The organism is Mycobacterium sp. E342 (assembly GCF_001667665.1).
In the GTDB taxonomy this organism is placed as follows: domain Bacteria; phylum Actinomycetota; class Actinomycetes; order Mycobacteriales; family Mycobacteriaceae; genus Mycobacterium.
Genome location: NZ_LZJM01000037.1, coordinates 1 through 24,266, shown reverse-complemented (window position 1 = coordinate 24,266; position 24,266 = coordinate 1). Strand labels below are relative to the sequence as shown.

The window sequence follows — 24,266 nt, the reverse complement described above, 5'->3', positions numbered from 1 at the left end:
GTTTCAGCGGCACCTCGGGCGCGGGCCGGGCCGCCAAGACCGACCTGCTGGGCTCCGAGGTGATCGGGTCCGCGCGGGCCTACAACATCGCGGGCGCTCACCGGCACACCCCCGAGATCGCCCAGGGCCTGCGCGCCGTCACCGACCGCGATGTGACGGTGTCGTTCACGCCGGTGCTGATCCCGACGTCACGGGGCATCCTGGCCACCTGCACCGCGCGGACCCGATCACCTCGGAGCCCAGCAGGTCGGTCTTGGCGGCCCGGCCCGCGCCCGAGGTGCCGCTGACCGCGACCACCGTGACGGCCGGCTCGATCAGGTCCTCGGCCACCGCCGGCAGCAACGCCAGCAGCGCCGCGGTCGGGTAGCAGCCCGGCACCGCGATGCGGCGCGCGCCGCGCAGCCGCTCCCGCGCGCCGGGCAGCTCCGGCAGCCCGTACGGCCAACTGCCGGCGTGCGGCGAGCTGTAGAACCGTTCCCAGGCGCCGGCGTCGGTGAGCCGGAAGTCGGCGCCGCAGTCGACGATCAAAGTATCGGGGCCGAGCTGTTCGGCCAGCGCCGCCGAATGCCCGTGCGGCAGGGCCAGGAACACCACGTCGTGCCCGGCCAGCGCGGCGAGGTCGGTCGGCTCGACCACCCGCTGCGCCAGCGGCGTCAGGTGCGGATGGTGCTCGCCGAGCGTGGTGCCGGCGCTGGAAGCGGCGGTCAGCGACCCGATGGCGAGGCGGCCGTCGGCGTAGGCCGGATGCCCGAGCAGGAGCCGCAGGATTTCCCCGCCCGCATAGCCGCTGGCCCCGGCAACCGCCACCTTCAATACGTCGGCCATTCCGCCGATTCTGCATGGTTATGCATTGGTTTGCAAATCCATTACCAGCGCGTGCTAGGCGCGCAGCTCGGCGCCGACCGCGTCGGCGGCGCGTCGCACCGCGGCGTCGCGGGCCGCGCTGGCGTCGTCCTCGGTCAGCGTGCGGTCCGGTGCTCGGAAGCGCAGTGCGAACGTCAGCGACTTGCGGTCCTCACCGACCTGCGGGCCGGTGAAGACGTCGAACAGTTGCAGGTCCTCCAGCAGCTCGCCCGCGCCCTCCCGGACGGCGTCGGCCACCGCCTGGGCCGGCACGTGCGCGGGCACCACCAGGCTGACGTCCTGGAAGACGGCCGGGAACGGCGACACCCGGGGCGCCGGCAGCGCCACCGCGATCGGGATTGCGTCGAGGTTGAGCTCGACGGCGCAGGTACCCTTCGGCAGTCCGGAGCGCTCGATCACCGCCGGGTGCAGCTGCCCCGCGTGGCCGACGACGGTCTCCCCGACCAGCACCTCGGCACACCGGCCCGGGTGCCACGGCAGGTGCCGGGCGGCCCGCAGGCTCACCTCGACCCCGCTGGCGCGGGCGATGATGCGCGCCGCCTCGAACGCGTCGGCGGCCTCGGCGCGGCGGCCGGGGCCCCACGGGCCGCGGCGTTCGCGCAGGCCCGCCAGGACGGCGGCCACGTGCTGCGGCTGGCGGGGCAACGACGCGTCCAGCTGGGCGATCTCGGTGTCGGTGGGCCGGCGGTGCACGGGGATGGGCTGCACGCCGCGGGTCTGCTCGGTCGGCTGCACCACCTGCGCCAGGGCGTACAGCGCCACGTCCACCAGCCCGCGGGACACGTTGCGCACCAACGCCTCCAGCAAGGCGGGCAGCAGCGTGGTGGCCAGGTGCGGGCGGTCGGCCTCGAGCGGGTTGAGCACCCGCGTGGTGGCGCGCCGCGGGTCGTCGGCCGCCAGGCCCCACAAATCGAAGACGCCCGCGGGCAGGAACGGCGTCGGCAGGACCTCGACATACCCGGATTGCGCGAGCGATCTGCCGATGGCGCGGCGACGCTTCTGCGCCGCGGTCAGGCCCCGGCCCGCGGGCGCCGCGGGCAACACCGACGGGATGGCCTCCAGGCCCTCCAGCCGCAGCACCTCCTCGACGAGGTCGGCGGGCTGCAGCAGGTCGGGTCGCCAGCTCGGCGGCGTGACGGTCAAGGTGTCGCCCTCGTGGCTCACCACAGCCCCGATCTGCGCCAGGCGCCGCGCGGCGGTCCCGGGCGGGTAGGCCACCCCGGCGATCCGGTCGGGCAGGTCGGCGGGGATCCTGATCGGCGGGAGCGACCAGTCGTCGGTCGGCGGGTCGCCCCGCCAGTCGGTCAGCTTCTCCGACACAGCTCCCCCGGCGATCTCGACGAGCAGCGACGCGCATCGGTCCAGCACGGCCACCGAGATGGCCGGGTCCACCCCGCGCTCGTAGCGCCGGGCGGCCTCGCTGGGCAGGTGCAGCCGGCGCTGGGTGCGCGAGACGGCAGCCGGGTCCCACACGGCGGCCTCGAGCAGCACGTCAGTGGAGTCGGCGCGCACCTCGGTGCTCGCCGCGCCCATCACACCGCCGATCGCCGCCGTCGCCCGGTCGTCGACGATGAGCACGTCGGCCGGATCGAGCCGGCGCTCGATGTCGTCGAGGGTGACGACGGTCTCGCCGGCCCGGGCGAACCGCACGCCGAGGCCGCCGGAGATTCGGTCGCAGTCGTGCGCGTGCATCGGGTGGCCGAACTCGAGCATCACGTAGTTGGTGACGTCCACCGCCGGCGAGGTCGCGCGGACGCCGGCCAGCAGCAGCCGGCGCTGCAGCCACCACGGCGACACCGCGGCGGGGTCGATGCCGGTCACGGGCCGCAGCGCGAACCGCCGGACACCGGTTTCGGGGTCCACGGTCAGGGGCCAGGCCTCGCCGACGGCCGGCAGCGGCCTGGTCACCTGCCCGCCCGCGGGGTCGACGAAGTCCAGGTCGTAGGCGCAGGCGACCTCGCGGGCCAGCCCGCGCACCGACATGCAGTAGCCCCGGTCGGGGGTGATCGCCAGGTGGAAGACCACGTCGTCCAGTCCGAGCACGGCGGCGCCGTCGGCGCCCGGTTCGGCGGTGCCGGGCGGCAGCACCAGGATGCCGGAATGGTCGGCGCCCAAACCGAGTTCGGCCGCCGAGCAGATCATGCCGTCGGAGTCGCGGCCGTAGGTCTTGCGCCTCGCGATGGCGAACCCGCCGGGCAGTGTGGTCCCGGGCAGGGCCACCACCACCAGGTCCCCGACGGCGAAGTTGGTTGCGCCGCAAACGATGTCACGGTCTTCAGGCTCGCCGACGTCGACCCGGCAGGCGCGGATGGGCTTCTTGAAGCCGGTGAGCTCCTCGATGCCGGTCACCCGCCCCACGGTCAGCGGGCCGTCGACCGGGCCGAGCGCGACGACCTCCTCCACCTCGTGGCCGATTCGGATCAGCGTCTGCTCGAGTTCGGCGGGCGTGACGTCCCAGCCCGGGGCGCCGGCCGCCACCACTTCCCGCAGCCAGCTGTAGGGGATCCGCATCAGGCACCCACCCCGAACGGCAACGAGAACCGCACGTCGCCCTCGACCATGTCACGCATGTCGGGGATGCCGTTGCGGAACTGCAGGGTGCGTTCCAGCCCCATGCCGAAGGCGAAGCCGGAGTACACCTCGGGGTCGATTCCCGCGGCGCGCAACACGTTCGGGTGCACCATGCCGCAGCCGCCCCACTCCACCCAGCCGGCGCCGCCCTTCTTGCCGACGAACCACACGTCGACCTCGGCGGAGGGTTCGGTGAACGGGAAGAAGTGCGGCCGGATGCGGGTGCGCGCCTCGGGGCCGAACTCGGCGCGGGCGAACGCGTCCAGGGTGCCGCGCAGGTGCGCCATGGACAGCCCGCGGTCCACCGCCAGCCCCTCCACCTGGTGGAAGACCGGGGTGTGGGTGGCGTCGAGCTCGTCGGTGCGGAAGGTGCGGCCGATCGAGACGATGTAGACGGGCAGCTCGTGGGCGAGCAGGGTGCGCACCTGCACGGGCGAGGTGTGGGTGCGCAGCAGCTGCCGGGAATCGTCCGGCGCGATATAGAACGTGTCCTGCTCGCTGCGCGCGGGGTGGTCCGCCGGGAAGTTGAGGGCGTCGAAGTTGAACTGCTCGGTTTCGACCTCCGGCCCCTCCGCCAGCTCCCAGCCCATCGCGATGAAGGTGTCGGCGATGTGCTCGGCCAGGATGGTGATCGGGTGCCGCGCGCCGGGTGGCTGCCGCGTCGACGGCAGGGTGACGTCGATGCTTTCGGCGACCAGCACCGCGGCGTCGCGTTCGGCGCGCAGCGCGGCCAGGCGCTCGTCGTAGCTGCGCTGGACCTCTGTCCGCGCGGAATTGACCCGCTTGCCGGCGTCGGCGCGCTCCTCCTTGGGGACGCCGCCCAACGCCTGTCGCGCCAGCGCCAGCGGCGAGCGGTCGCCGAGGTGCTCGGTCTTCACGCGCGCGAGCGCGTCCAGATCGCCGGCGAGCGCGATGGCCTCCTGGGCGACGCCGAGCGCCTTGGCCAAGGCATCCGGCGACAGGTCGACGGGCTGAGCACCCACGCGGCGACACTCTCCTTGCTGATGAGGGGCTGGGAGGAAGTTGCCCAGCGGCAAGTGCCGATCATAGTGATGCGGTTTGTGCTGCCCGGCGGGCGCTTCGGGGTAAGGGCGGCCGGGTGTCTAGCCCGCCGCGACCGGCTGCGCACCGGCCAGGGCGGCGTCGTCCAGCACCGCGCGCCCGTTGAGGAACTGCACGAGCCTGTGCGCCGCCAGCGCGCCCAGGATCCCGAACGCCGGCGCCGCGGCCATCGTCCCCCAGTGGTGGGCCAGCAGCAGGAAGCCGAAGCCCGACGAGGCGGCCAGCATCAGGATGCGCACCGGCGTCCAGTGGATGGGCTGACGGAACCGCGCGGACACCAACACACCCAGGATCACGGCGACGGTGTGACCGGCGTCGGTGAAATCGCCGCCGATGATCGCCGAGGCGATGCCGGCCGACACCCACCAGCCAACCCAGGCGGGCCGCCAGCGCTGCGGAATCACCGCCGTCATCGCCCCGAGCACGGCCAGGGCGCCGTAGCTCATCCCGACATCGCTGGCCCGGGTGATCGAAACCGGCATCCACTCGAACTCGACCGCCGCGGCGAGTGCGGCCGCCACCAGCAACGTCGCGCCGATGTGCCCGACGAGGAACGCCACCACCAGCCTGATGGTGCGCAGGTGTAGCTCGCCGAGCGCGAGCAGGCAGGTCAGGAAGGGCAGCCAGAAGTAGAGCGGACCGGCGTCGACGACCAGCGCGCTGCCCAACAGGGTGCCAACGTGGCCGTGGGCCAGGTTGTGCAGGTTGGTGCTGGCGCGCTCGACCAGCACGTCATGGGCGTGCGGGCCGAGCACCAGGATGGCGCAACTGACGCCAAGCAGCACCGCCACGTAACCCAACGTGAACTGGACCCGGGCGAGCCGGGCAAGGATGCCCCCAACCATTGAATCCATTATGTCGGCTAGTTTGTTTCGGCGCTGTGATCCGGCGCTGTCAACTCCCTATGAGTCCTCAAACGATATATCGCCAAGTCGGGTGGCACGCCCGTGGTCTTGCCCGCAAATACCGGTTTACGTGCGCGTTTGGCGACGACACCCATGGCGTCCAGTTCGCTCTGGGCGATCAGGTCGAGTGTCGAACTCGACACCATGACCCCGCCCTTGGTGGCGCGTTCCATCACCCGCGCGGCGATGTTCACGTCGACGCCGAGCCAGTCCGCCGCCAGCCGCTGGGGCCGCCCGGTGTGGATGCCGGCCCGCATCCGCGGGGTGTAACCGGCCACCTCGACCGACTTCAGCGCCTCCTTGGCGGCCAGGACGGCGCGCACCGCGACCGTCGGATCGCCGAAGACGGCCATCAGGCCGTCGCCCATCCGCTTGACGATGTGTCCCCCGGCGTCCAGCAGCGGCGGCTCGACGGCCCGGGCCACCTGGCGCAGCAGCGTGAGCGCCGCCTCGTCCCCGGCCTGCAGGGACCACGACGAGAAACCGACCAGGTCCGTGAAGACCAGCGTCACTTCGGGATTCGCTGGCCGCCGGGCAACCGACTCGGTCAGCGCCTGCCACACCTGCAACACCCCGAGACTGACCTCCCGCGACACCGCGTCGCGGTCCCCGAGCAGCCGGTCGGCCGCGCGGGCTGCGGCGCGCGGGCCACCGTCGCCGGCCGTGGACAGCGGGTCGCCGAATTCGGGGTCTCCGGGTAGCAGCCGCCGCGCCCGGCGGATGAAGGCCACGGCGCCGGGGCTGTGGTTTCGGCTGTGCAGCCACTGCGTCGCGTTGTGCACCGAGACCGGGGAACGCCGTGACGGATCGGATGGCGTCGCCGTCGGCGCCTCGGGCTCGCCCGAATCCGAATCGCGACGCGCGAGTTCCACCCGGCCAGGTTATTTCCTCCCGCCGGAGCCGGGCAATGAAGACCGCGCGCTTTGTGTCACAGCTCGCAACGTATCGCCTGATCACGGCGGCGCCACGCGGCTGTTCACGCTCGATAACACCCGCGCGGGCGCATGGCCGAAATCGTAGACAACGCCCGTTGTCAAAGTTATCGTGAGCGCAGGAGGCCGAGATGACTGCCATTCCAGCGAAATCCGACGATCCGCTCGGGCCAGATTCCCTGACCTGGAAGTACTTTGGCGACCTGCGCACGGGAATGATGGGCGTGTGGATCGGCGCGATCCAGAACATGTATCCGGAGCTGGGAGCGGGCGTCGAAGAGCATTCGATCCTGCTGCGCGAGCCCCTGCAGCGGGTGGCCCGCTCGGTGTACCCGATCATGGGCGTCGTCTACGACGGCGACCGGGCCGCGGCGACCGGGCGGCAGATCACGAGCTACCACCACACCATCAAGGGCGTCGACGCGTCGGGGCGCCGATATCACGCGCTGAATCCCGAGACGTTCTACTGGGCGCACGCCACCTTTTTCATGCTGGTAATCAAGGTGGCCGAGTACTTCTGCGGGGGCCTGACGGAGGCCGAGAAGCGGCAGCTGTTCGACGAGCACGTGCGGTGGTACCGGATGTACGGGATGAGCATGCGGCCGGTGCCCGGCTCCTGGGAGGAGTTTCAGGAGTATTGGGACCGCATCTGCCGCGAGCAACTGGAGATCAACCGAGCGACCCTGGACATCTTCCAGATCCGGATCCCCAAACCCAAGTTCGTGCTGATGCCGACGCCGATCTGGGACCAGATGTTCAGGCCCCTGGTGGCGGGCCAGCGCTGGATCGCCACGGGCCTGTTCGAGCCCGCGGTCCGCGAGAAGGCGGGCATGCGCTGGACGCCGGGCGACGAGGTGTTGCTGCGCCTGTTCGGCAAGCTCGTCGAGCTGGCCTTCCTCGCGGTTCCCGACGAGATCCGGCTGCACCCGCGCGCGCTGGCGGCCTACCGCCGCGCCGAGGGCCGGCTGCCCAGCGACGCGCCGTTGGTCGAGGCGCCGACGTTCATGGCTCCGCCCCGCGACCGCCGCGGGCTGCCCATGCATTACTTCCCGCCCCGTTCCCGCTACGCCCCGCGTTCCCCGCTCGACCCGGCCAAGGCGCTGATGGAGCGCGCCGGCTCGCTGGTGCACGGGACGCTGTCGCTGGCGGGTCTGCGGCCCGCCCGAGGGCGCGTCAGGGCCGCGTGAACACGCCCAACGCCTGGGCGCTCTGGTAGAGGCAGATCGCCGCGGCCGAGGCCACGTTCAGGCTCTCCGCACCGCCGGACATCGGGATGCGCATGCGGTGGTCCGCCGCCGCCGCGATGTCGCTCGGCAGGCCCTGTGATTCGGGCCCGAACAACCATGCCGTCGGCCTGCCGAGCAGTTCGGCGGCCTCGTCGAGGCGCGTCTCGCCGTCCACCGTGGTGGCCAGCACCTGCAGTCCGGCATCGCGCACGGCGCGCAGCGCGGCGGGCGTGTCCGGCGCGGCGACGACCGGGACCGAGAAGATGCTGCCGGCCGAGGCGCGCAGACACTTGCCGTTGTACGGGTCGACGCCGTGGCCGCCGAGGATGACGCCTTGCGCGCCCATGGCGTCGGCGATGCGAATGAGCGTGCCGGCGTTGCCCGGCTCGCCGATCTCGACGGCGACGGCGATCAACCGCGGCGCACCGGCCAGCACGTCCGCCAGCCGCGTCGCGGGCATCTCGCAGACCGCCACCAGCCCGGCGGGGGTGACGGTGTCGGACAGCGCCTTCGCGGCCCGCTCACTGACCAGATGGACCGGCGCTTGCTGCGCGCCGAGCAACGACGCATACCGCTGCCCGGCGGCTTCGGTGACGAAGACGTCGCGGACGAGGCCGCGGGCCGCGGCCGCCTCGACCAGGTTGGGGCCTTCGGCGAGGAACCGCCCCGCGCGGCGGCGGCCGACGTGGCGATGCAGTTTGACCGCCGCGGCGACCCGGGCCGAACGTTCGGTCAGCAGGGGCTAGGCGGCCTCTCCGGAATCCGACGGGGCGTTGACGTCCTCGGGCAGCGCGGCCCGGGCGACGTCGACCAGCGCCGTGAATGCGGCGGGATCGGTGATCGCGATGTCGGCGAGGTTCTTGCGGTCCACCTCGACGCCCGCGGCCTTCAGCCCCTGGATCAGCCGGTTGTAGGTGATGTCGTTGGCGCGAGCCGCCGCGTTGATCCGCGAGATCCACAGCTTGCGGAACTCGCCCTTGCGCGCGCGACGGTCGCGGTAGGCGTAGTTCAGCGAATGCAGCTGCTGCTCTTTGGCCTTGCGGTAGAGCCGCGACCGCTGGCCGCGATACCCCTTCGAGGCCTTGAGGATGCTGCGCCTCTTCTTCTGGGCGTTGACCGCCCGCTTCACGCGTGCCATGGGGGGTTCCTGCTCTCCTGAAAAGTAACTTGAAAACTAAATGGTGGGGCGCCGGCGCCGGGTCCGGCGCTCGGCTTGTCGAAGGTCAGCCGTTCAGCAGCTTGTTGACCCGCTTGGTGTCGTTGGCCGCCACGGTGGTGCGGCCTTCCAAACGGCGGGTCCGGGTGGACGGCTTGTGCTCGAACAGGTGCCGGCGGTTCGCTTTCTCGCGCAGGATCTTGCCGGTTCCGGTGCGCCGGAACCGCTTCGAAGCCCCGCTGTGGGTCTTGGCCTTGGGCATGTTTCCTCTAATTCGTCTAATTCGTGCCAGGTCAGTTCGGTGAAGGGTTGTTGTCGGCGGCCGCGTCGGTGTCCGACGCGGTGCCTTCCCCGGGTCCCTCGGGGTGCCGCGCCCTGGCGCGGGTCTTCGCGCCGCGGTGCGGGGCCAGCACCATCGTCATGTTGCGGCCGTCCTGCTTGGCGGACGTTTCGACGAAGCCGTATTCGGCGACGTCGGCGCCCAGCCGCTGCAGCAGGCGGTAGCCCAGCTCGGGCCGCGACTGCTCACGTCCGCGGAACATGATGGTGACCTTCACCTTCGAACCCGCCTCCAGGAAGCGGATCACGTGACCTTTTTTGGTCTCGTAATCGTGATCGTCGATCTTCGGTCGCAGCTTCTGCTCTTTGACGACGGTCTGCTGCTGGTTCCGGCGGGATTCGCGCGCCTTTTGCGCCGCCTCGTATTTGAACTTGCCGTAGTCCATGATCTTGCAGACCGGAGGTCTGGCGTTGGGGGCGACTTCGACAAGGTCGAGATCGGCGTCCGCAGCGACGCGCAGTGCGTCTTCGATGCGCACTATGCCTACCTGCTCTCCCCCAGGGCCGATCAATCTGACTTCAGGTACGCGGATGCGCTCGTTGACGCGGGTCTCAGTGCTGATGGGGCCTCCCTTGTTGGGCTTATACGTGTCGTGCCATCACGGCCAGGGCCTGGGTCCGAATCGGAATGCAGCGGCGGAAACACCACACCACCAGCAGAAAAGCCCCGCACGTAGCAGGGCCCAATGCCGACCGATCACGGCCTACCATGGGTCAAGCCGCCCGCGTCGCTCGCGGAACAGACATGCGCGATGTCTGTGACCGGACCGCAAAGCCTTGAAATGATTCGTGGCCCGCGGTGGGAGTGGGACTCCACTTAACTGTTCCTGGCCTTCGCCGGGATGGTCGCGGACGCCAGTTTAGCAGCCACGGGGCCGCTTTTAGTACTTCGCCCCCGCCCTCGTTGGGCGGGCACCGGCGCACGTCCGCCACCGGGCGAATTATTGCCGGTGGCTCTTAGCGCTTCGCCAAGCTTTTCACGGACTGAGGGCATATCCTCGCGGTCTGTGACACTCGCTTCCTCTCGTTCGGGGTCCCGTTCGGGACCCCGCGGCCGGTCGCAATCCCGGTATCGCTGGGTACCGGCGGCGGCCGGGTGGATCGTGGGCGTCATCGCGACGGTGTCGCTGCTGGCGAGCGTGTCCCCCGCCATCCGGTGGCTGATCAAGGTCCCACGCGAGTTCATCAACAACTACCTGTTCAACTTCCCCGACACCAGCATCGCGTGGTCTTTCGTGCTCGCGTTGCTGGCCGCGGCGCTGACCGCCCGCAAACGCGTCGCCTGGCTGGTGTTGCTCGGCCAGATGATCCTGGCCGCCGGCCTGAACGCCGCCGACATCGCCGCGGGCGACAACACCGCGGCCGAGACCTTTGGGGAGAACCTCGGGTTCGCGGTGCACATCGTCGCGATCGTGCTGCTGGTGTTGGCGTACCGGGAGTTCTGGGCCAAGGTCCGCAAAGGCGCGCTGGTCAAGGCCGCCGCGGTGCTGGTCGCCGGGGATGTGGTCGGAATCCTGATCTCGTGGGGCCTGGTGGAGTTGTGGCCCGGAACGCTGGCCCGCCAGGACCGCCTGCCCTACGTGGCCAACCGGGTGGTCGGATTCGCCCTGGCCGATCCGGACCTGTTCACCGGCAGGCCGCACGTATTCCTCAACGCGATATTCGGTCTGTTCGGCGCGCTGGCGCTGATCCTGGCGACGATCGTGCTGTTCCAGTCCCAGCGCGCCGAGAACGCGCTGACGGGTGAGGACGAGTCGGCCATCCGCGGGCTCCTCGAGCTGTACGGCAAGCACGACTCGCTGGGGTACTTCGCGACCCGCCGCGACAAGTCGGTGGTGTTTGCGCAGAGCGGCCGGGCCGCCATCACCTACCGCGTCGAGGTCGGGGTGTGCCTGGCCAGCGGCGACCCGATCGGCGACCCCCGGGCGTGGCCGCAGGCCATCGACGCCTGGCTGGGGCTGTGCCAGACCTACGGCTGGGCGCCGGGCGTCATGGGGGCCAGCACGCAGGGGGCGCGGGTCTATCGGGAGGCCGGGCTGAACGCGCTCGAGTTGGGCGACGAGGCGATCCTGCGCACCGCCGACTTCCGGCTGTCCGGCCCCGACATGCGCGGCGTGCGCCAGGCCGTGACCCGGGCCCGCCGGGCCGGGCTGACCGTGCGCATCCGGCGGCACCGTGACATCTCGGCCGAGGAGATGGCCCAGACCATCACTCGCGCCGACGCCTGGCGCGACACCCAGACCGAGCGCGGCTTCTCCATGGCCCTGGGCCGGCTCGGCGATCCCGCGGACGGGGATTGCCTGCTGGTCGAGGCGATGGACCGCGACGGCGCCGTCGTGGCGATGCTGTCGCTGGTCCCGTGGGGAACCACCGGCGTCTCCCTGGATTTGATGCGCCGCTCCCCGGAGTCGCCCAACGGCACCATCGAGCTCATGGTCAGCGAGCTCGCCCTGACCGCGGAAACCCTTGGCATCAGCCGCATTTCGCTGAACTTCGCGATGTTCCGCTCGGCGTTCGAACAGGGCGCCCAACTCGGCGCCGGCCCGGTCGCCCGGTTGTGGCGTGGGCTGCTGCTGTTCTTCTCGCGGTGGTGGCAGCTGGAGACGCTGTACCGCTCGAACATGAAGTACCAACCAGAATGGGTTCCGCGCTACGCCTGCTACGAGGACGCGCGCCTGATCCCCCGGGTCGGTGTCGCTTCGGTGATCGCGGAGGGTTTCCTGGTGCTGCCGTTCACGCGGCGCGATCGGGTGCACACCGGCCATCACCCCGCCGTCCCCGCCAGGCTGGCGGAGTCGGGCCTGCTGCACCACGACGGCTCGGCGCCGGACGTGAGCGAGTTGCAGCAGCGACGCGACGACGCGGAGTTGGAGGAGTCGAGGGCCCGCCTGCCCGAACAGGTGCGGGTGCGACTGGCCAAGCTGAAAATACTGCGGCGCAGGGGCATTGACGCCTATCCGGTGGGGTCGCCGCCCAGCCACACCATTGCCCGGGCGCTGGAGGCCGACGACCAGGAGACCATCTCGGTGTCGGGCCGGATCCTGCGGATACGCGATTACGGCGGGGTGTTGTTCGCGCAGCTGCGGGACTGGTCGGGCGAACTGCAGGTGCTGCTTGACAATTCACGCCTGGAGCGGGGGCGCACCGCGGATTTCACCGCGGCCATCGACCTGGGTGACCTCGTCGAGATGTCCGGGCACATGGGCTTTTCCAAGAACGGCACCCGCTCGCTGATCGTGGGCGACTGGCGGATGATCGGCAAGTGCCTGCGGCCGCTGCCCAACAAGTGGAAGGGGCTGACCGACCCGGAGGCGCGGGTGCGGACCCGCTACGTCGACCTGGCGGTCAATCCGGAGTCCCGCGAGCTGCTCACGGCCCGCAGCAGCGTCCTGCGCTCCGTCCGGGAAACGCTGTTCGCCAAGGGCTTCATCGAGGTCGAGACGCCGATCCTGCAGCAGATCCACGGCGGCGCGACCGCCCGGCCGTTCGTCACCCACATCAACACCTACGACATGGACCTGTTCCTGCGCATCGCTCCGGAGCTGTACCTCAAGCGGTTGTGCGTCGGGGGCGTGGAGCGGGTGTTCGAGCTGGGCCGGGCCTTCCGCAACGAGGGCGTCGACTTCAGCCACAACCCGGAGTTCACGCTGCTGGAGGCCTACCAGGCGCACGCCGACTACAAGGTCTGGATCGACGGTGCCCGCGAGCTCATCCAAAACGCCGCGCAGGCCGCCCACGGCGAGCAGATGGTGCTGCGGCCCCGGACCGATGACGGCCACCTCCACCCGGTCGACATCTCCGGCGACTGGCCGGTGAAGACCGTGCACGACGCGGTGTCCGAAGCGCTCGGGGAGCACATCGATCCCGACACCCCCCTGCCCATGCTGCGCAAGTTCGCCGACGCCGCCCACATTCCGTATCGGGCGCACTGGGACGCCGGCGCCGTGGTGCTGGAGCTCTACGAGCACCTCGTCGAGGACCGGACCGAGCGGCCGACCTTCTACATCGACTTCCCCACATCGGTTTCGCCGCTGACCCGTCCGCACCGCAGCCGGCGCGGCGTCGCCGAGCGGTGGGACCTGGTGGCGTGGGGCGTCGAGCTCGGGACGGCCTACAGCGAGCTCACCGATCCGGTGGAGCAGCGGCGCCGCCTGCAGGAGCAGTCGCTGCTGGCCGCCGGCGGCGACCCCGAGGCGATGGAGCTCGACGAGGACTTCCTGCAGGCCATGGAGTACGCCATGCCGCCCACCGGCGGGCTGGGCATGGGCGTCGATCGGCTCGTCATGCTCATAACCGGCCGCAGCATCCGCGAGACCCTGCCATTTCCGCTGGCCAAGCCCCACTAGCCGGTCCCGCAGACGCCTGGCACGGCCACGGCGAACATTCGGTGAATATGTTCCAGGCCGGTTAACAATGCATCACAATGAATGCCGTGACCGCGTCGACGACCAACGCCACGGCGCAGTTGCTGGCAAGTAGTCACACGTCGCTGATGCACGGCTGGCTGCCCACCACGATCCAGGTGGTGACCGCGCTGGTGCTGGCATTGGCAGTCGGCTGGCGGTCGCGGCGGTGGCGGACGGTGTGGTTGCCGGCGGCTGCGCTGGCCGGTGCCGCCGTCGCCTACCTGACGCACTGGTACATCGTGGACCGCGGCATGTCCGACGAGCCCGCGCCGGTCACGCTGTGGCTATGGATCACGTTGACCGGCACGGCCGTCGCGGTCCTGATCCTGGGGTGGCGCGGCGCCCGCCGCTGGCGGCGCGGGGCCGGGTTGCTGGCCGTCCCGTTGTGCGCGCTGTGCGCCGCCCTGGTGCTCAACCTGTGGGTCGGCTATTTCCCCACCGTGCAGGCCGCGTGGAACCAGCTCACCTCCGGTCCGCTGCCCGATCAGACCGACCCGGCCACCGTCACGGCCATGGCCGCCAAACGGGCGCGACCACCGCACGGCAGCGTGGTTCCGGTCGTGATCCCGTCCGACGCATCCCATTTCAAGCACCGCGGCGAGCTGGTCTACCTGCCGCCCGAATGGTTCACCAGCAGCCCGCCGCCGGCGCTGCCGACGGTCATGATGATCGGGGGCCAGTTCAACACGCCCGCCGACTGGACGCGCGCCGGCAACGCCGTGAAGACGATCGACGACTTCGCGGCCGCCCACGACGGCAAGGCGCCGGTCCTGGTGTTCGTCGACTCCGGCGGCGCCTTCAACAACGACACCGAATGCGTCAACGGCGTCCGCGGCAACGCCGCCGACCATCTAACCAAAGACGTTGTACCGTATATGGTTTCCAAGTTCGGCGTCAGTCGCGACCGCAGCCACTGGGGCGTCGCCGGCTGGTCGATGGGCGGAACCTGCGCCGTGGACCTGACCGTCATGCACCCCGACATGTTCAGCGCGTTCGTCGACGTCGCCGGTGACTTCTTCCCGAACGCCGGGAACAAGGCCCAGACCATCGCCCGGCTCTTCGGCGGCAACGCCGAGGCGTGGGCGGCGTTCGACCCGACCACGGTGATCAGCCGGCACGGTCCGTACACCGACGTGGCCGGCTGGTTCGCGATCTCCTCCGAAGGGCCGCCGGCGACACGCCGCGACCTGCCCGGCACCGACATCGGCGCGATCCGTCTCGCCGGCCGGGAGGCCGCCGCCGACCCCGGCAACCAGACGGCGGCCGCCTATTCGCTGTGCGCGCTCGGGCGGGCCAGCGGGATCGACTGCGCGGTGCTGCCCCAGCCCGGCAAGCACGATTGGCCGTTCGCGGACCGGGCGTTCGCCGCCGCGCTGCCGTGGCTGGCGGGGCGGGTGGGTACGCCGGGAATTCCCCGGACGCCGTTGCCCGGCGCTCGCCCGCCCGCGCTGACCGGCGCCGCCCCGCCCGCAGCGCCCTCACCGGTCGTCGTCCCCGCCGACCATGCCCCCGCCCGGCGGTAGCCGCCCGTGCCGTCCGGTGCGCGGGTTCGGCGTGCGATCTTCGCGCGGCACTGCAACCCTTGGAGCGCCTGGACCCGCTGGGCCAGCACCCCGCTGATCCTGATCCCGCCGTGGACACGGCGCTGGGACCATGCGGCGTGGATCGCGCTGTGGCTGGCCCTCAACCCGTTCGTGTTCGGCAAGCCGGCGCGCGAGCGGGCCTGGTCGACCCGGGCGATGCTGGGCGAGGAGTTGTGGATCAGCCGTCGCCCCCGGGACGCTGCCCTGGTGATCAGCGCGCTGACGTCGCTGGCCGCTCTCGGCGCCGTCTCCGCCGCCGGCCGGCGCCGGGTGCTGCCGGCGGCGGTCGCGATCGCGGTGCAGATGGCGCTCACACTGGTGTACTGGCAACAGATGGTGCGGTATCTGGAACGGGAGCGTGGCCATGCCTGAGGAACCAACCCCACCCGACCCCGGGTATGACACCGCCGGTGTGCCGACCTTCGAATCGGTCCGCGAGAAGATCGAAGAGCGCTACGCGACGGCGCAGGGCGCCGCGGAGCTCGATGCCGAGTCCGCGGAAGGCCGGTCCGTCGAGGAACAGTACGAGGAGCGCGAACGCGCGGCCGCCGAGCGGTTGGCACAGATCCGCGAATCCATGCGGCGCGACAGCCGCGAAACATAAACGGCCGCGGCGTCTTTCGGCGTGTCGTCGCCGAAGTTTATGCGTCGCGAGGAGCCGTAGACCGGCTCAGGCGGTGACTTTGCGCCGCCGGCCGGACCGCGGCGGCGCGGCGGCACGGCCGATGACCTCGGCGAGGAACTTCCCGGTGTAGCTCTCGGGCACCGCGGCGATGTCCTCCGGAGTGCCCTCGGCCACCACGGTTCCGCCCTCGGCGCCGCCCTCGGGCCCCATGTCGACGATCCAGTCCGACGTCTTGATGACGTCCAGGTTGTGTTCGATGACGATGACCGTGTTGCCCTTGTCCACCAGGCCGTTGATGACGGTGAGCAGCTTGCGGATGTCGTCGAAGTGCAGCCCGGTGGTGGGCTCGTCGAGGATGTAGATGGTCCGCCCCGTCGAACGCTTCTGCAGTTCGGCGGCCAGCTTGACGCGCTGGGCCTCACCCCCCGACAGGGTGGGGGCCGGCTGGCCCAGCCGGACGTAACCCAGGCCGACGTCGACCAGCGTGCGCAGGTAGCGGTGAATGCCGGTGATCGGCTCGAAGAACTCCGCGGCCTCCTCGATCGACATGTCCAGCACTTCGGAGATCGTCTTGCCCTTGTAGTGCACTTCCAGGGTTTCGCGGTTGTAGCGCGCACCGTGGCAGACCTCGCAGGGCACGTAGACGTCGGGCAGGAAGTTCATCTCGATCTTGATGGTGCCGTCGCCGGTGCACGCCTCGCAGCGGCCACCTTTGACGTTGAACGAGAACCGGCCCGGTTGGTAGCCACGGACTTTCGCCTCGGTGGTGGCCGCGAACAGGGTGCGGATCTTGTCGAACACTCCGGTGTAGGTGGCCGGGTTGGACCGCGGCGTGCGACCGATCGGCGACTGGTCGACCCGCACCAGCTTGTCCAGGTGGTCCAGGCCCGTCACCCGGGTGTGCCGCCCGGGGACCAGCCGGGCGCCGTTGAGCCGGTTGGCCAGCACCGTGGCCAGGATGTCGTTGACCAGGGTCGACTTGCCCGAACCGGACACCCCGGTCACCGAGGTGAGCACGCCCAGCGGGAACGAGACGTCGATGCCGCGCAGGTTGTGCTCACGGGCGCCGACCACGGTGAGCCGTCGCTTGCGGTCTATCGCACGCCGGATCGCCGGCATCGCGATGGATTCCTTGCCCGACAGGAAGGCGCCGGTGATCGAGTCCTTGTTGGCCAGCAGCTCGCTGTAGGTCCCGCTGTGCACGATCTGGCCGCCGTGCTCACCGGCCCGCGGACCGATGTCGACGATCCAGTCCGCGTGCGCGATGGTGTCCTCGTCGTGTTCGACGACGATCAGCGTGTTGCCCAAATCCCTTAGCCGCGTGAGGGTTTCGATGAGCCGGCGGTTGTCGCGCTGGTGCAGCCCGATCGACGGCTCGTCCAGCACGTAGAGCACGCCCACCAGGCCGGACCCGATCTGAGTGGCCAGCCGGATGCGTTGGGCCTCACCGCCGGACAGCGTCGCCGCCGCGCGCGACAGCGACAGGTAATCCAGCCCCACGTCGAGCAGAAAGCCGAGCCGCGACTGGATCTCCTTGAGCACCTGCCCGGCGATCGCCTGCTCGCGCGGTCCCAGCGTGAGTGCGTTCAAAAAGTCCGAGCAGTCCGAGATCGACAGCTCGGAGACCTCGGCGATGGACTTCGCGCCCCGGTCCCCCGCGCTGAGCGTCACCGCCAGGATCTCCGGCTTGAGCCGGGTGCCCTCGCACTCGGGGCACGGCACGTCGCGCATGAAGCCCTCGTAGCGCTCCTTCATCTGCTCGGATTCGGTCTGGGCCATCTTGCGCTGCAGGAACGCCAGCACACCCTCGAAATCGGCGTAGTACGAACGGGTTCGGCCGTAGCGGTTGCGGTAGCGCACGTGCACCTGGTGGTCGGAGCCCTCGAGGATCGCCTTGCGCGCCTTGGCCGGCAGTTTGCGCCAGGGCGTGTCGACGTCGAAGCCCAGCTCGTCGCCGAGCCCGGCCATCATCCGGGTGAAGTACTCCGCGGTGTGGCCCGTCGACCACGGTGCCACCGCGCCCTCGGCCAGCGTGCGCTCCGGATCGGGCACCACCAGGTCGGGGTCGACCTCCTTGCGGATGCCCAGGCCGGTGCACTCGGGGCAGGCGCCGTAGGGCGAGTTGAACGAGAACGACCGCGGCTCCAGGTCGTCGACCGCAAGCGCGTGCCCGTTGGGGCAGGCCAGCTTCTCGGAGAACCGCTGCTCCCGGTTGTGCGCGTCGTGCTCGTGATCGACGAACTCCAGCACCACGATCCCGTCGGCCAGGTTCAGCGCGGTCTCCACCGAATCGGTGAGCCGCTGCTTGGCGCTGGCCTTGACCGTCAGGCGGTCCACCACCACCTCGATGTCGTGCTTCTCCTGCTTCTTCAGCTTGGGCGGATCGGTGAGCGGGTGCACTACCCCGTCGACGCGCACCCGGCTGTAGCCCTGCGCGTTCAGCTTCTCGAACAGGTCGGCGAACTCGCCCTTGCGGGTGCGCACCACGGGGGCGAGCACCAGGAATCGGGTGCCTTCCGGCATCGCCAGCACCTGGTCGACGATTTGCTGGGGCGTCTGACGGGCGATCCGCTCGCCACAGACCGGACAGTGCGGCGTGCCGGCGCGCGCGTAGAGCAGCCGCAGGTAGTCGTACACCTCGGTGATGGTCCCCACCGTCGAGCGCGGGTTGCGGTTGGTCGACTTCTGGTCGATGGACACCGCCGGCGACAGACCCTCGATGAAGTCGACGTCCGGCTTGTCCATCTGCCCCAGGAATTGGCGGGCATAGGCCGACAGCGACTCCACGTACCGGCGCTGCCCCTCGGCGAAAATCGTGTCGAACGCCAGCGACGATTTGCCCGATCCCGACAGCCCGGTGAAGACGATCAGCGCGTCGCGCGGCAGGTCGAGGTCGACGCCCCGCAGGTTGTGTTCGCGGGCGCCCTTGACGATCAGGCGGTCAGCCACGCTGCCCTCTCTCAGTGGATCTTTTAGGTGTTGCAGCCGTTGATGCGCACGGCGCATTCCATGCTAGGTGCCCATACCGACAAGCAACGTTTGACCAGTAACGTGGCCGCTATGACCGCCCCCGACGAGGTAAGCGACAACTACACCGGACACGTCGACCCCGGTACCGCGGCGCGCCGGACCCTACCCGGCGCCACGATCCTAAAGGCATCGGTGGGCCCTGTGGACAACAATGCGTATCTGGTGACGTGTTCCGCGACCGGAGAGACCTTGCTGATCGACGCCGCCAACGACGCGGACACCCTGATCGGTCTGATCCGGCGGGACGCGCCCAAGCTGTCCCTGATCGTGACCAGCCACCAGCACTTCGACCACTGGCAGGCGCTGGAGGCCGTGGTCGCGGCCACCGGGGCACCGACCGCAGCCAACGAGATCGACGCCGGGGCGCTGCCGGTCAAACCGGACCGTTTGCTGGCCCAGGGTGACACCGTCGACATCGGCGAACTGCGGTTCGACGTGATCCACCTGCGCGGACACACGCCCGGCTCGATCGCCCTCGCCCTCGACGGCCCGGCGACGGGCGGGGTCACCCAGCTGTTCACCGGCGACTGCCTGTTTCCGGGCGGCGTCGGAAAAACCTGGCAGCCGGGCGATTTCGCCCAGCTACTCGACGACGTCACCACCCGGGTGTTCGACGTGTACGACGACTCCACGGTCATCTACCCGGGCCACGGGGACGACACGGTGCTCGGCGCCGAGCGCCCTCACCTGGGCGAATGGCGCGAGCGGGGCTGGTGAGGCCCGGTCAGTGGCGCTCGCGAGCGCGGCGTAGCCGGGCGACGCGGGTCGCCACCATCGGTTTCCCTAGGACGTCGCCACCATCGGTTTCCCTAGGACGTGGTGTGCACGATCAGCACGTCGACCTTGGCGCGCCGTGAGACGTTGGCCGGCACCGAGCCGAGCAGCCGGCCGGCGATCGTGCTGAGTCCGACGTTTCCGACGACCAGCAGGTCGGCCTTCTCGTCCTCGGCCAGCTTGACCAGCGCGTCCACCGGAGCGCCCTCGATCGGGCGCTCCTCGACGTTCTTGGCGCCGGCCTTGTGCGCACGCTCCTTGGCGTCCTGCAGGATCGCGTAAATCGGCGCGGTGCCGGACACCTTGTAGCTCTCGTTGCGCAGTGCGTCGGCGGCCCGGGTGTCCTCATGCTGGGGCAGGTACGCCGAGGCGACGATCAGCCTGGCGTCCGGCCCGGCGATCTGCGCCGCCCTGTCCACCGCACGCATTGACGAGTCCGAGCCGTCGGTTCCCACCACCACAGTCTGATAGGCGCCCATTTACCCTCCCAGTTTCGGTTGGTCAGCCAACCCAAGACAGTATCGCGTTTGCCCGTTGCAGAGGGAACAGATTAGCGACACCGCGTGGCGCGGCGTGTCCACAATTTGCGGGGCAACGCAGCGCCAACGGACAATATCGCCGGTGACAAAACATTCAAATGCGCGGGCCCGGGGCGGAAAGCGTTGCATAACGCCGGTTTTCGCGGAATGGGGACGCCGGGGGCGAATTGGCCGCCGGCGATTTGTGACGCTGCTCCACGATTCAGCTTTACAGTGACAAGCATCATGTCCATGCCCACCGTCGAGCAGCCCGTCGCGGACCGCGTCGAGGAGCCCACGCCCGCGCGTCCGGCCGGCAGGTTGCTCGATCCGTGGGCGATCGCCGCGTTCGCGACCGTTGTCAGCGGCGCCTGGGCCTGCCGGCCCTCGTTGTGGTTCGACGAGGGCGCGACCATATCGGCCGCGGCGAGCCGCACGTTGGCGGAGCTGTGGCGGCTGCTGAGCCACATCGACGCCGTGCACGGGCTGTATTACCTGCTGATGCACGGGTGGTTCGCGCTGTTTCCGCCGACCGAGTTCTGGTCGAGGGCGCCCAGCGCCCTGGCGATCGGCGCCGCCGCCGCGGGCGTCACGGTGTTCACCCGGCAGTTCTCGACACGGCCGGTCGCGGTGTGCGCGGGCGTCCTGTTCGCGATCCTGCCGCGGACCACCTGGGCGGGCATCGAAGCACGCCCGTACGCCTTCGCGGCCGCGGCGGCGGCCTGGCTCACGGTGTTGCTCGTCGCCGCTGTCCGGCGCAACGGAACGCGGTTGTGGGTTTGCTATGCGCTGGCGCTGATGCTGTCGATTCTGCTGAATCTGAACATGGTGCTGCTGGTGCCGGTTTATGCCGTAATGGTGCCGCTGCTGGCACCGCCGAAAGCGCGGAAATCTCCCGTCATTCGGTGGGCGATCAGCTCTACCGTCGCCGTCGCGGCGATGACGCCGTTCATGGTGTTCGCGCATGGCCAGGTGTGGCAGGTGAATTGGATTTACCCGGTCAGCTGGCACTACGCGTTCGACATCATCCTGCGCCAGTATTTCGACCACAGCGTTCCATTCGCCATCTGCGCCGCCGTCCTGATCGTGGCGGGGGTCGGGGCCCGGCTGGCCGGCGTTCGCCCCCCGGCCGGCGACATGCGCCGGCTGCTGATCGTCTGCGCGGCGTGGCTGGTCATCCCCACCGCGCTCGTGGTGATCTATTCGGCGGTCAGCGAGCCCATCTACTACCCGCGCTATCTGATCTTCACCGCACCCGCGATGGCCGTCGTCCTGGCCGTCTGCGTCGTGACCCTCGCCCGCAGGCCGTGGCCCATCGCCGGCGTGGTGCTGGCCTGCGCCCTTGCCGCAGTGCCGAACTACCTGTTCATCCAGCGCTGGCCGTACGCCAAGGAGGGCTGGGACTACAGCCAGGTGGCCGACTTGATCGGCTCCCACGCCGCCCCGGGTGACTGCCTGATGGTGGACAACACCGTGCCGTGGCGGCCCGGACCGATCCGCGCCCTGCTGGCCACCCGGCCGGCGGCCTTCCGGTCGCTGATCGACGTCGAGCGCGGGGCGTACGGGCCCAAGGTGGGGTCCCTGTGGGACGGCCACGTCGCGGTGTGGCTGACGACCGCAAAAATCAACAAATGCCCCGCAATCTGGACCATCACCAATAAAGAAACGTCACTGCCCGACCATCAATCCGGACCGTCATTGCCGCCCGGTCCCGCTTTCGGGCGCGCCCCGGCTTATCGATTCCCGAGTTATCTCGGGTTCCGCATTGTCGAACGTTGGCAGTTTCATTACTCCCAGGTGGTGAAGTCCACGCGCTGATTCGCGGCTTTGCCGACGGCGTGAACCGCCATTTGTTGGGCAGTTGACGGATATGCGGAGCTGGCTGGCCGCACCGCTGCTGGGCGGCAACGTACAGGGCGTCCGACATCTCGTCGAACTGTTCGTCGCGTTCGGTTTGACGACGCTCATGGATCTGCGGGCAGCGGAACTGGCAGCTCACCGGGCTGGACGCCGACGCGCACGACATCGACGACGGCGAGGTGCGGGTGACGATGACGCTGTCGGAAGACCAGGTCGCGAACGCGCAACAGGTGTTCGGTGACGTCGACGGGGTGGTGGCGGTCCTGCGAACGGACGACTACCCGGACTGAGCCGGGGGCGGGTCAGCCGACCGGCTGCGCCTCGCGAACGCCGCGGGTCGCGCCGTAGGACGCCGCGACACCGGCGGCGCTCAGGGCTGTGAACACCGTGAACAGCCAATGCGCCGCCATGCCGTCGCCGCCCTTGGCGGTGTTGACCACCACCCCGGCCAGCCCGGCCGCGATCGCTGCGGAGATCAGCTGGACGGTGTTGATCGCCGCCGAGGCGGCGCTTCCTTCGGCGGGGTCGTCGACCGACGCCATCGCGCGCGCCGACAGGTGCGGCCAGGCCATCCCGATCCCGGTGCCGGCGACCAGCAGCGCCACCGCCCACAGCGCGGCCGTCCAGGGTGAGGTGTCGCCGCGCCGCGCGACGGCGGCCAGGGCCAGCCCCGAGGCGGCGACGATCGGCGCCGCCACGATCACCCGGCCGATCGTGCGGGGGCTCTCCAACGACGCGCTGAGGATCTCGCTGACCGTCCAGCCGAGCGCCAGCGCGGCGCCCAGGAACCCGGCCGCGATCGGGGTCAGATGCGCCAGCCGCTGGCCGAACAGCGGCACGTAGGTGTTCACCATCGCGGCGCCCATCAGCGCGCCCATGGTCAGATAGATCCACTTCAGCGGGCCGGGACCGAACACGCTGGGCGGCAGGATCGCCGTGTGCATGCGCCAGTCCACGAGCACGAACAGGCCCGCCAGGGCGATGCCGGCGGCGAGCAGCGCAAACGTCGCCAGCGTGTTGCGCGGAATCTGGGCGACGCTGACCGCGAGCGCGGCAGCGCCGATCAGCAGCAGCGAGCGCACCGGCACCTTCATCGGCGGCGCGGCGGCGGTGGGCGCGACGCGGATCAGCGCGACGGGCACCAGCATCGCCATCAGGCCGGTCAGCACCGCCATCGCCACGAAGGCCCATCGCCACAGGCCGAGCTGGGCGAACAGGCCGCCCGTCGTCGGGCCGACCACCGTGGCCACGCCCCACATCGCCGACACCAGCGCCGACCCGCGGGTCCACAGCGTGCGCGGCAGGGCCGAATTGATGACCGCGTAACCGAGGCCGGCCAGCAGTCCGCCGGCGACGCCTTGCAGGGCGCGCCCAGCTATCAAAACCTGCATGTTCGGCGCCGCCGCGCAAACCAGGCTGGAGACACCGAACACGGCAAGTCCGGTCAGGTAGGACGACCGCGCCCCGGCCCGCAGCAGCATCGGATTGACCATCGCCGCGGCCACCACCGACCCGACCAGGTACAGGGTCGTGACCCAGGCGTAGAGCCGGCTGCCGCCGATTTCGGCGATCGTGTTGGGCAACAAGCTGGTGGTCAGGAACTCGTTGGTGGCGTACAGGGCCACCCCGCCGGCCAGCAGGATGGAGGTCCTCAGATACCTCGGCCCCAGCAGCTCGTTCCAGCCGCCGGTGACGGTCACGGTGTCGGTCACCCTTCTACCGTATGGGGTGTCTTCGGGGCGCCGATCCGAGATGTGCTGCCAGCAAACTCATTTCAGGCCGGCGGCGTCCATCCCCCGCAGTTCCTTCTTCAGGTCGGCGATCTCGTCGCGGAAGCGTGCGGCCAGCTCGAACTGCAAGTCGCGCGCCGCGGCCATCATCTGCTCGGTCAGGTCCTTGATCAGATCGGCCAGTTCGGCGCGCGGCATGCTGGTGGTGTCGCGGCCCTCGAACACCCCCGCGCTGACGGCGCGGCCCGGCTCACCCTGGGCGCGCCGGCCCCGGGAGGAGTTGCGGCCGGACCCGCCGATTCCCACCGCTTCAGTGTCGTCGGCCTCGCGATAGACCTGGTCGAGGATGTCGGCGATCTTCTTGCGCAGGGGCTGCGGGTCGATGCCGTGGGCCTCGTTGTAGGCGATCTGCTTGGCCCGCCGCCGTTCGGTCTCGTCGATCGCCTCCTTCATCGAGTCGGTGATCGAGTCGGCGTACATGTGCACTTCCCCGGACACGTTGCGGGCGGCGCGGCCGATGGTCTGGATCAGGCTGCGCGAGGACCGCAGGAAGCCCTCCTTGTCGGCGTCCAGGATCGCCACCAGCGACACCTCGGGCAGGTCGAGGCCCTCGCGCAGCAGGTTGATGCCGACGAGGACGTCGTACTCGCCCAGGCGCAGCTGGCGCAGCAGCTCCACCCGGCGC

Annotated in this window: 20 protein-coding genes and 1 pseudogene; 8 read left to right on the top strand and 13 right to left on the bottom strand. The window is 70.1% G+C overall.

Going from position 1 to position 24,266, the window contains the following annotated elements; translation table 11 throughout:
* Window positions 1-59 precede the first annotated feature (59 nt).
* The gene (locus A5692_RS27875; protein ID WP_369830250.1) at window positions 60-287 is read left to right on the top strand and encodes an Asd/ArgC dimerization domain-containing protein; all 228 of its coding nucleotides are present in this window, start codon (window positions 60-62) and stop codon (window positions 285-287) included.
* Here A5692_RS27875 and A5692_RS02080 read toward each other — a convergent pair.
* The 5 genes and pseudogenes from A5692_RS02080 to A5692_RS02060 form a co-directional block, all read right to left on the bottom strand.
* Window positions 214-841 (bottom strand): annotated as a pseudogene (locus A5692_RS02080) (N-acetyl-gamma-glutamyl-phosphate reductase); the annotation flags it as partial. The gene A5692_RS27875 and the pseudogene A5692_RS02080 overlap by 74 nt on opposite strands.
* A 38-nt stretch (window positions 842-879) precedes the next feature.
* On the bottom strand, window positions 880-3,375 hold the full coding sequence (pheT, locus tag A5692_RS02075) for a phenylalanine--tRNA ligase subunit beta (RefSeq protein WP_068051542.1): 2,496 nt from the start codon (window positions 3,373-3,375) through the stop codon (window positions 880-882).
* The gene (gene pheS, locus A5692_RS02070) at window positions 3,375-4,418 is read right to left on the bottom strand and encodes a phenylalanine--tRNA ligase subunit alpha (protein ID WP_068051540.1); all 1,044 of its coding nucleotides are present in this window, start codon (window positions 4,416-4,418) and stop codon (window positions 3,375-3,377) included. The genes pheT and pheS overlap by 1 nt, the downstream gene beginning before the upstream one ends.
* A gap of 120 nt (window positions 4,419-4,538) precedes the next feature.
* Window positions 4,539-5,342, bottom strand: coding sequence for a rhomboid-like protein (locus A5692_RS02065; protein ID WP_068051538.1), 804 nt, complete (start codon window positions 5,340-5,342; stop codon window positions 4,539-4,541).
* Between the two features lie 17 nt (window positions 5,343-5,359).
* A complete protein-coding gene (locus A5692_RS02060) occupies window positions 5,360-6,274 on the bottom strand; it encodes an adenylate/guanylate cyclase domain-containing protein (protein ID WP_068051536.1) in 915 nt (304 codons plus the stop codon).
* Window positions 6,275-6,465: 191 nt separating this feature from the next.
* Between A5692_RS02060 and A5692_RS02055 the strand changes: the two genes are divergently transcribed.
* Window positions 6,466-7,521, top strand: coding sequence for an oxygenase MpaB family protein (locus tag A5692_RS02055; protein WP_068051534.1), 1,056 nt, complete (start codon window positions 6,466-6,468; stop codon window positions 7,519-7,521).
* Here A5692_RS02055 and A5692_RS02050 read toward each other — a convergent pair.
* From A5692_RS02050 to infC, 4 genes are all read right to left on the bottom strand, one after another.
* Complete coding sequence (locus A5692_RS02050; RefSeq protein WP_068051532.1) at window positions 7,508-8,299, bottom strand: RNA methyltransferase; 792 nt, start codon at window positions 8,297-8,299, stop codon at window positions 7,508-7,510. The genes A5692_RS02055 and A5692_RS02050 overlap by 14 nt on opposite strands.
* Before the next feature lie 3 nt (window positions 8,300-8,302).
* Window positions 8,303-8,698, bottom strand: a complete 396-nt coding sequence (gene rplT / locus A5692_RS02045; RefSeq protein ID WP_067281580.1) for a 50S ribosomal protein L20 — start codon at window positions 8,696-8,698, stop codon at window positions 8,303-8,305.
* Window positions 8,699-8,783: 85 nt separating this feature from the next.
* The gene (gene rpmI, locus A5692_RS02040) at window positions 8,784-8,978 is read right to left on the bottom strand and encodes a 50S ribosomal protein L35 (RefSeq protein ID WP_068051530.1); all 195 of its coding nucleotides are present in this window, start codon (window positions 8,976-8,978) and stop codon (window positions 8,784-8,786) included.
* A 31-nt stretch (window positions 8,979-9,009) separates the two neighbouring features.
* Entirely contained in the window at window positions 9,010-9,618 is a 609-nt protein-coding gene (gene infC / locus A5692_RS02035; RefSeq protein ID WP_082962317.1) for a translation initiation factor IF-3, read from the bottom strand.
* Between the two features lie 429 nt (window positions 9,619-10,047).
* Here infC and lysX point away from each other — a divergent pair, with 429 nt between their 5' ends.
* From lysX to A5692_RS02015, 4 genes are all read left to right on the top strand, one after another.
* The gene (lysX, locus tag A5692_RS02030; protein ID WP_369830249.1) at window positions 10,048-13,401 is read left to right on the top strand and encodes a bifunctional lysylphosphatidylglycerol synthetase/lysine--tRNA ligase LysX; all 3,354 of its coding nucleotides are present in this window, start codon (window positions 10,048-10,050) and stop codon (window positions 13,399-13,401) included.
* A gap of 77 nt (window positions 13,402-13,478) precedes the next feature.
* Window positions 13,479-14,984, top strand: coding sequence for an alpha/beta hydrolase family protein (locus tag A5692_RS02025; protein WP_197514320.1), 1,506 nt, complete (start codon window positions 13,479-13,481; stop codon window positions 14,982-14,984).
* 6 nt (window positions 14,985-14,990) lie between these two features.
* On the top strand, window positions 14,991-15,416 hold the full coding sequence (locus A5692_RS02020) for a DUF6653 family protein (RefSeq protein WP_231984146.1): 426 nt from the start codon (window positions 14,991-14,993) through the stop codon (window positions 15,414-15,416).
* Window positions 15,409-15,648, top strand: a complete 240-nt coding sequence (locus A5692_RS02015) for a hypothetical protein (protein WP_068051544.1) — start codon at window positions 15,409-15,411, stop codon at window positions 15,646-15,648. Before A5692_RS02020 ends, A5692_RS02015 begins: the two co-directional genes overlap by 8 nt.
* A 66-nt stretch (window positions 15,649-15,714) precedes the next feature.
* Here A5692_RS02015 and uvrA read toward each other — a convergent pair whose 3' ends face one another.
* Window positions 15,715-18,618: an excinuclease ABC subunit UvrA gene (gene uvrA, locus A5692_RS02010; RefSeq protein ID WP_068051524.1), complete on the bottom strand. Its 2,904-nt coding sequence runs from the start codon at window positions 18,616-18,618 to the stop codon at window positions 15,715-15,717.
* 111 nt (window positions 18,619-18,729) lie between these two features.
* On the opposite strand from uvrA, the gene A5692_RS02005 reads away from it, so the two are divergent.
* Window positions 18,730-19,416: an MBL fold metallo-hydrolase gene (locus tag A5692_RS02005; RefSeq protein ID WP_068051522.1), complete on the top strand. Its 687-nt coding sequence runs from the start codon at window positions 18,730-18,732 to the stop codon at window positions 19,414-19,416.
* Window positions 19,417-19,508: 92 nt separating this feature from the next.
* Here A5692_RS02005 and A5692_RS02000 read toward each other — a convergent pair whose 3' ends face one another.
* A complete protein-coding gene (locus tag A5692_RS02000; protein ID WP_068051520.1) occupies window positions 19,509-19,952 on the bottom strand; it encodes a universal stress protein in 444 nt (147 codons plus the stop codon).
* Window positions 19,953-20,237: 285 nt separating this feature from the next.
* On the opposite strand from A5692_RS02000, the gene A5692_RS01995 reads away from it, so the two are divergent.
* Window positions 20,238-21,809, top strand: coding sequence for a glycosyltransferase family 39 protein (locus tag A5692_RS01995; RefSeq protein ID WP_068051518.1), 1,572 nt, complete (start codon window positions 20,238-20,240; stop codon window positions 21,807-21,809).
* Between the two features lie 344 nt (window positions 21,810-22,153).
* Here the strand turns inward: A5692_RS01995 and A5692_RS01990 are convergent, their stop codons facing one another.
* Both A5692_RS01990 and A5692_RS01985 read right to left on the bottom strand, forming a co-directional pair.
* Entirely contained in the window at window positions 22,154-23,563 is a 1,410-nt protein-coding gene (locus A5692_RS01990; RefSeq protein WP_068051516.1) for an MFS transporter, read from the bottom strand.
* A 57-nt stretch (window positions 23,564-23,620) separates the two neighbouring features.
* A partial coding sequence (locus A5692_RS01985; protein ID WP_197514319.1) for a helicase-related protein occupies window positions 23,621-24,266 on the bottom strand: 646 nt, incomplete at its 5' end.

Coding starts and splice junctions, on each gene's coding strand:
- pheT (WP_068051542.1), bottom strand. CDS start 3,375: ATGCGGATCCCCTACAGCTGGCTGCGGGAAGTGGTGGCGGCCGGCGCC.
- A5692_RS02065 (WP_068051538.1), bottom strand. CDS start 5,342: ATGGTTGGGGGCATCCTTGCCCGGCTCGCCCGGGTCCAGTTCACGTTG.
- A5692_RS02055 (WP_068051534.1), top strand. CDS start 6,466: ATGACTGCCATTCCAGCGAAATCCGACGATCCGCTCGGGCCAGATTCC.
- rplT (WP_067281580.1), bottom strand. CDS start 8,698: ATGGCACGCGTGAAGCGGGCGGTCAACGCCCAGAAGAAGAGGCGCAGC.
- rpmI (WP_068051530.1), bottom strand. CDS start 8,978: ATGCCCAAGGCCAAGACCCACAGCGGGGCTTCGAAGCGGTTCCGGCGC.
- A5692_RS02025 (WP_197514320.1), top strand. CDS start 13,479: ATGAATGCCGTGACCGCGTCGACGACCAACGCCACGGCGCAGTTGCTG.
- A5692_RS02015 (WP_068051544.1), top strand. CDS start 15,409: ATGCCTGAGGAACCAACCCCACCCGACCCCGGGTATGACACCGCCGGT.
- A5692_RS02005 (WP_068051522.1), top strand. CDS start 18,730: ATGACCGCCCCCGACGAGGTAAGCGACAACTACACCGGACACGTCGAC.
- A5692_RS02000 (WP_068051520.1), bottom strand. CDS start 19,952: ATGGGCGCCTATCAGACTGTGGTGGTGGGAACCGACGGCTCGGACTCG.
- A5692_RS01995 (WP_068051518.1), top strand. CDS start 20,238: ATGTCCATGCCCACCGTCGAGCAGCCCGTCGCGGACCGCGTCGAGGAG.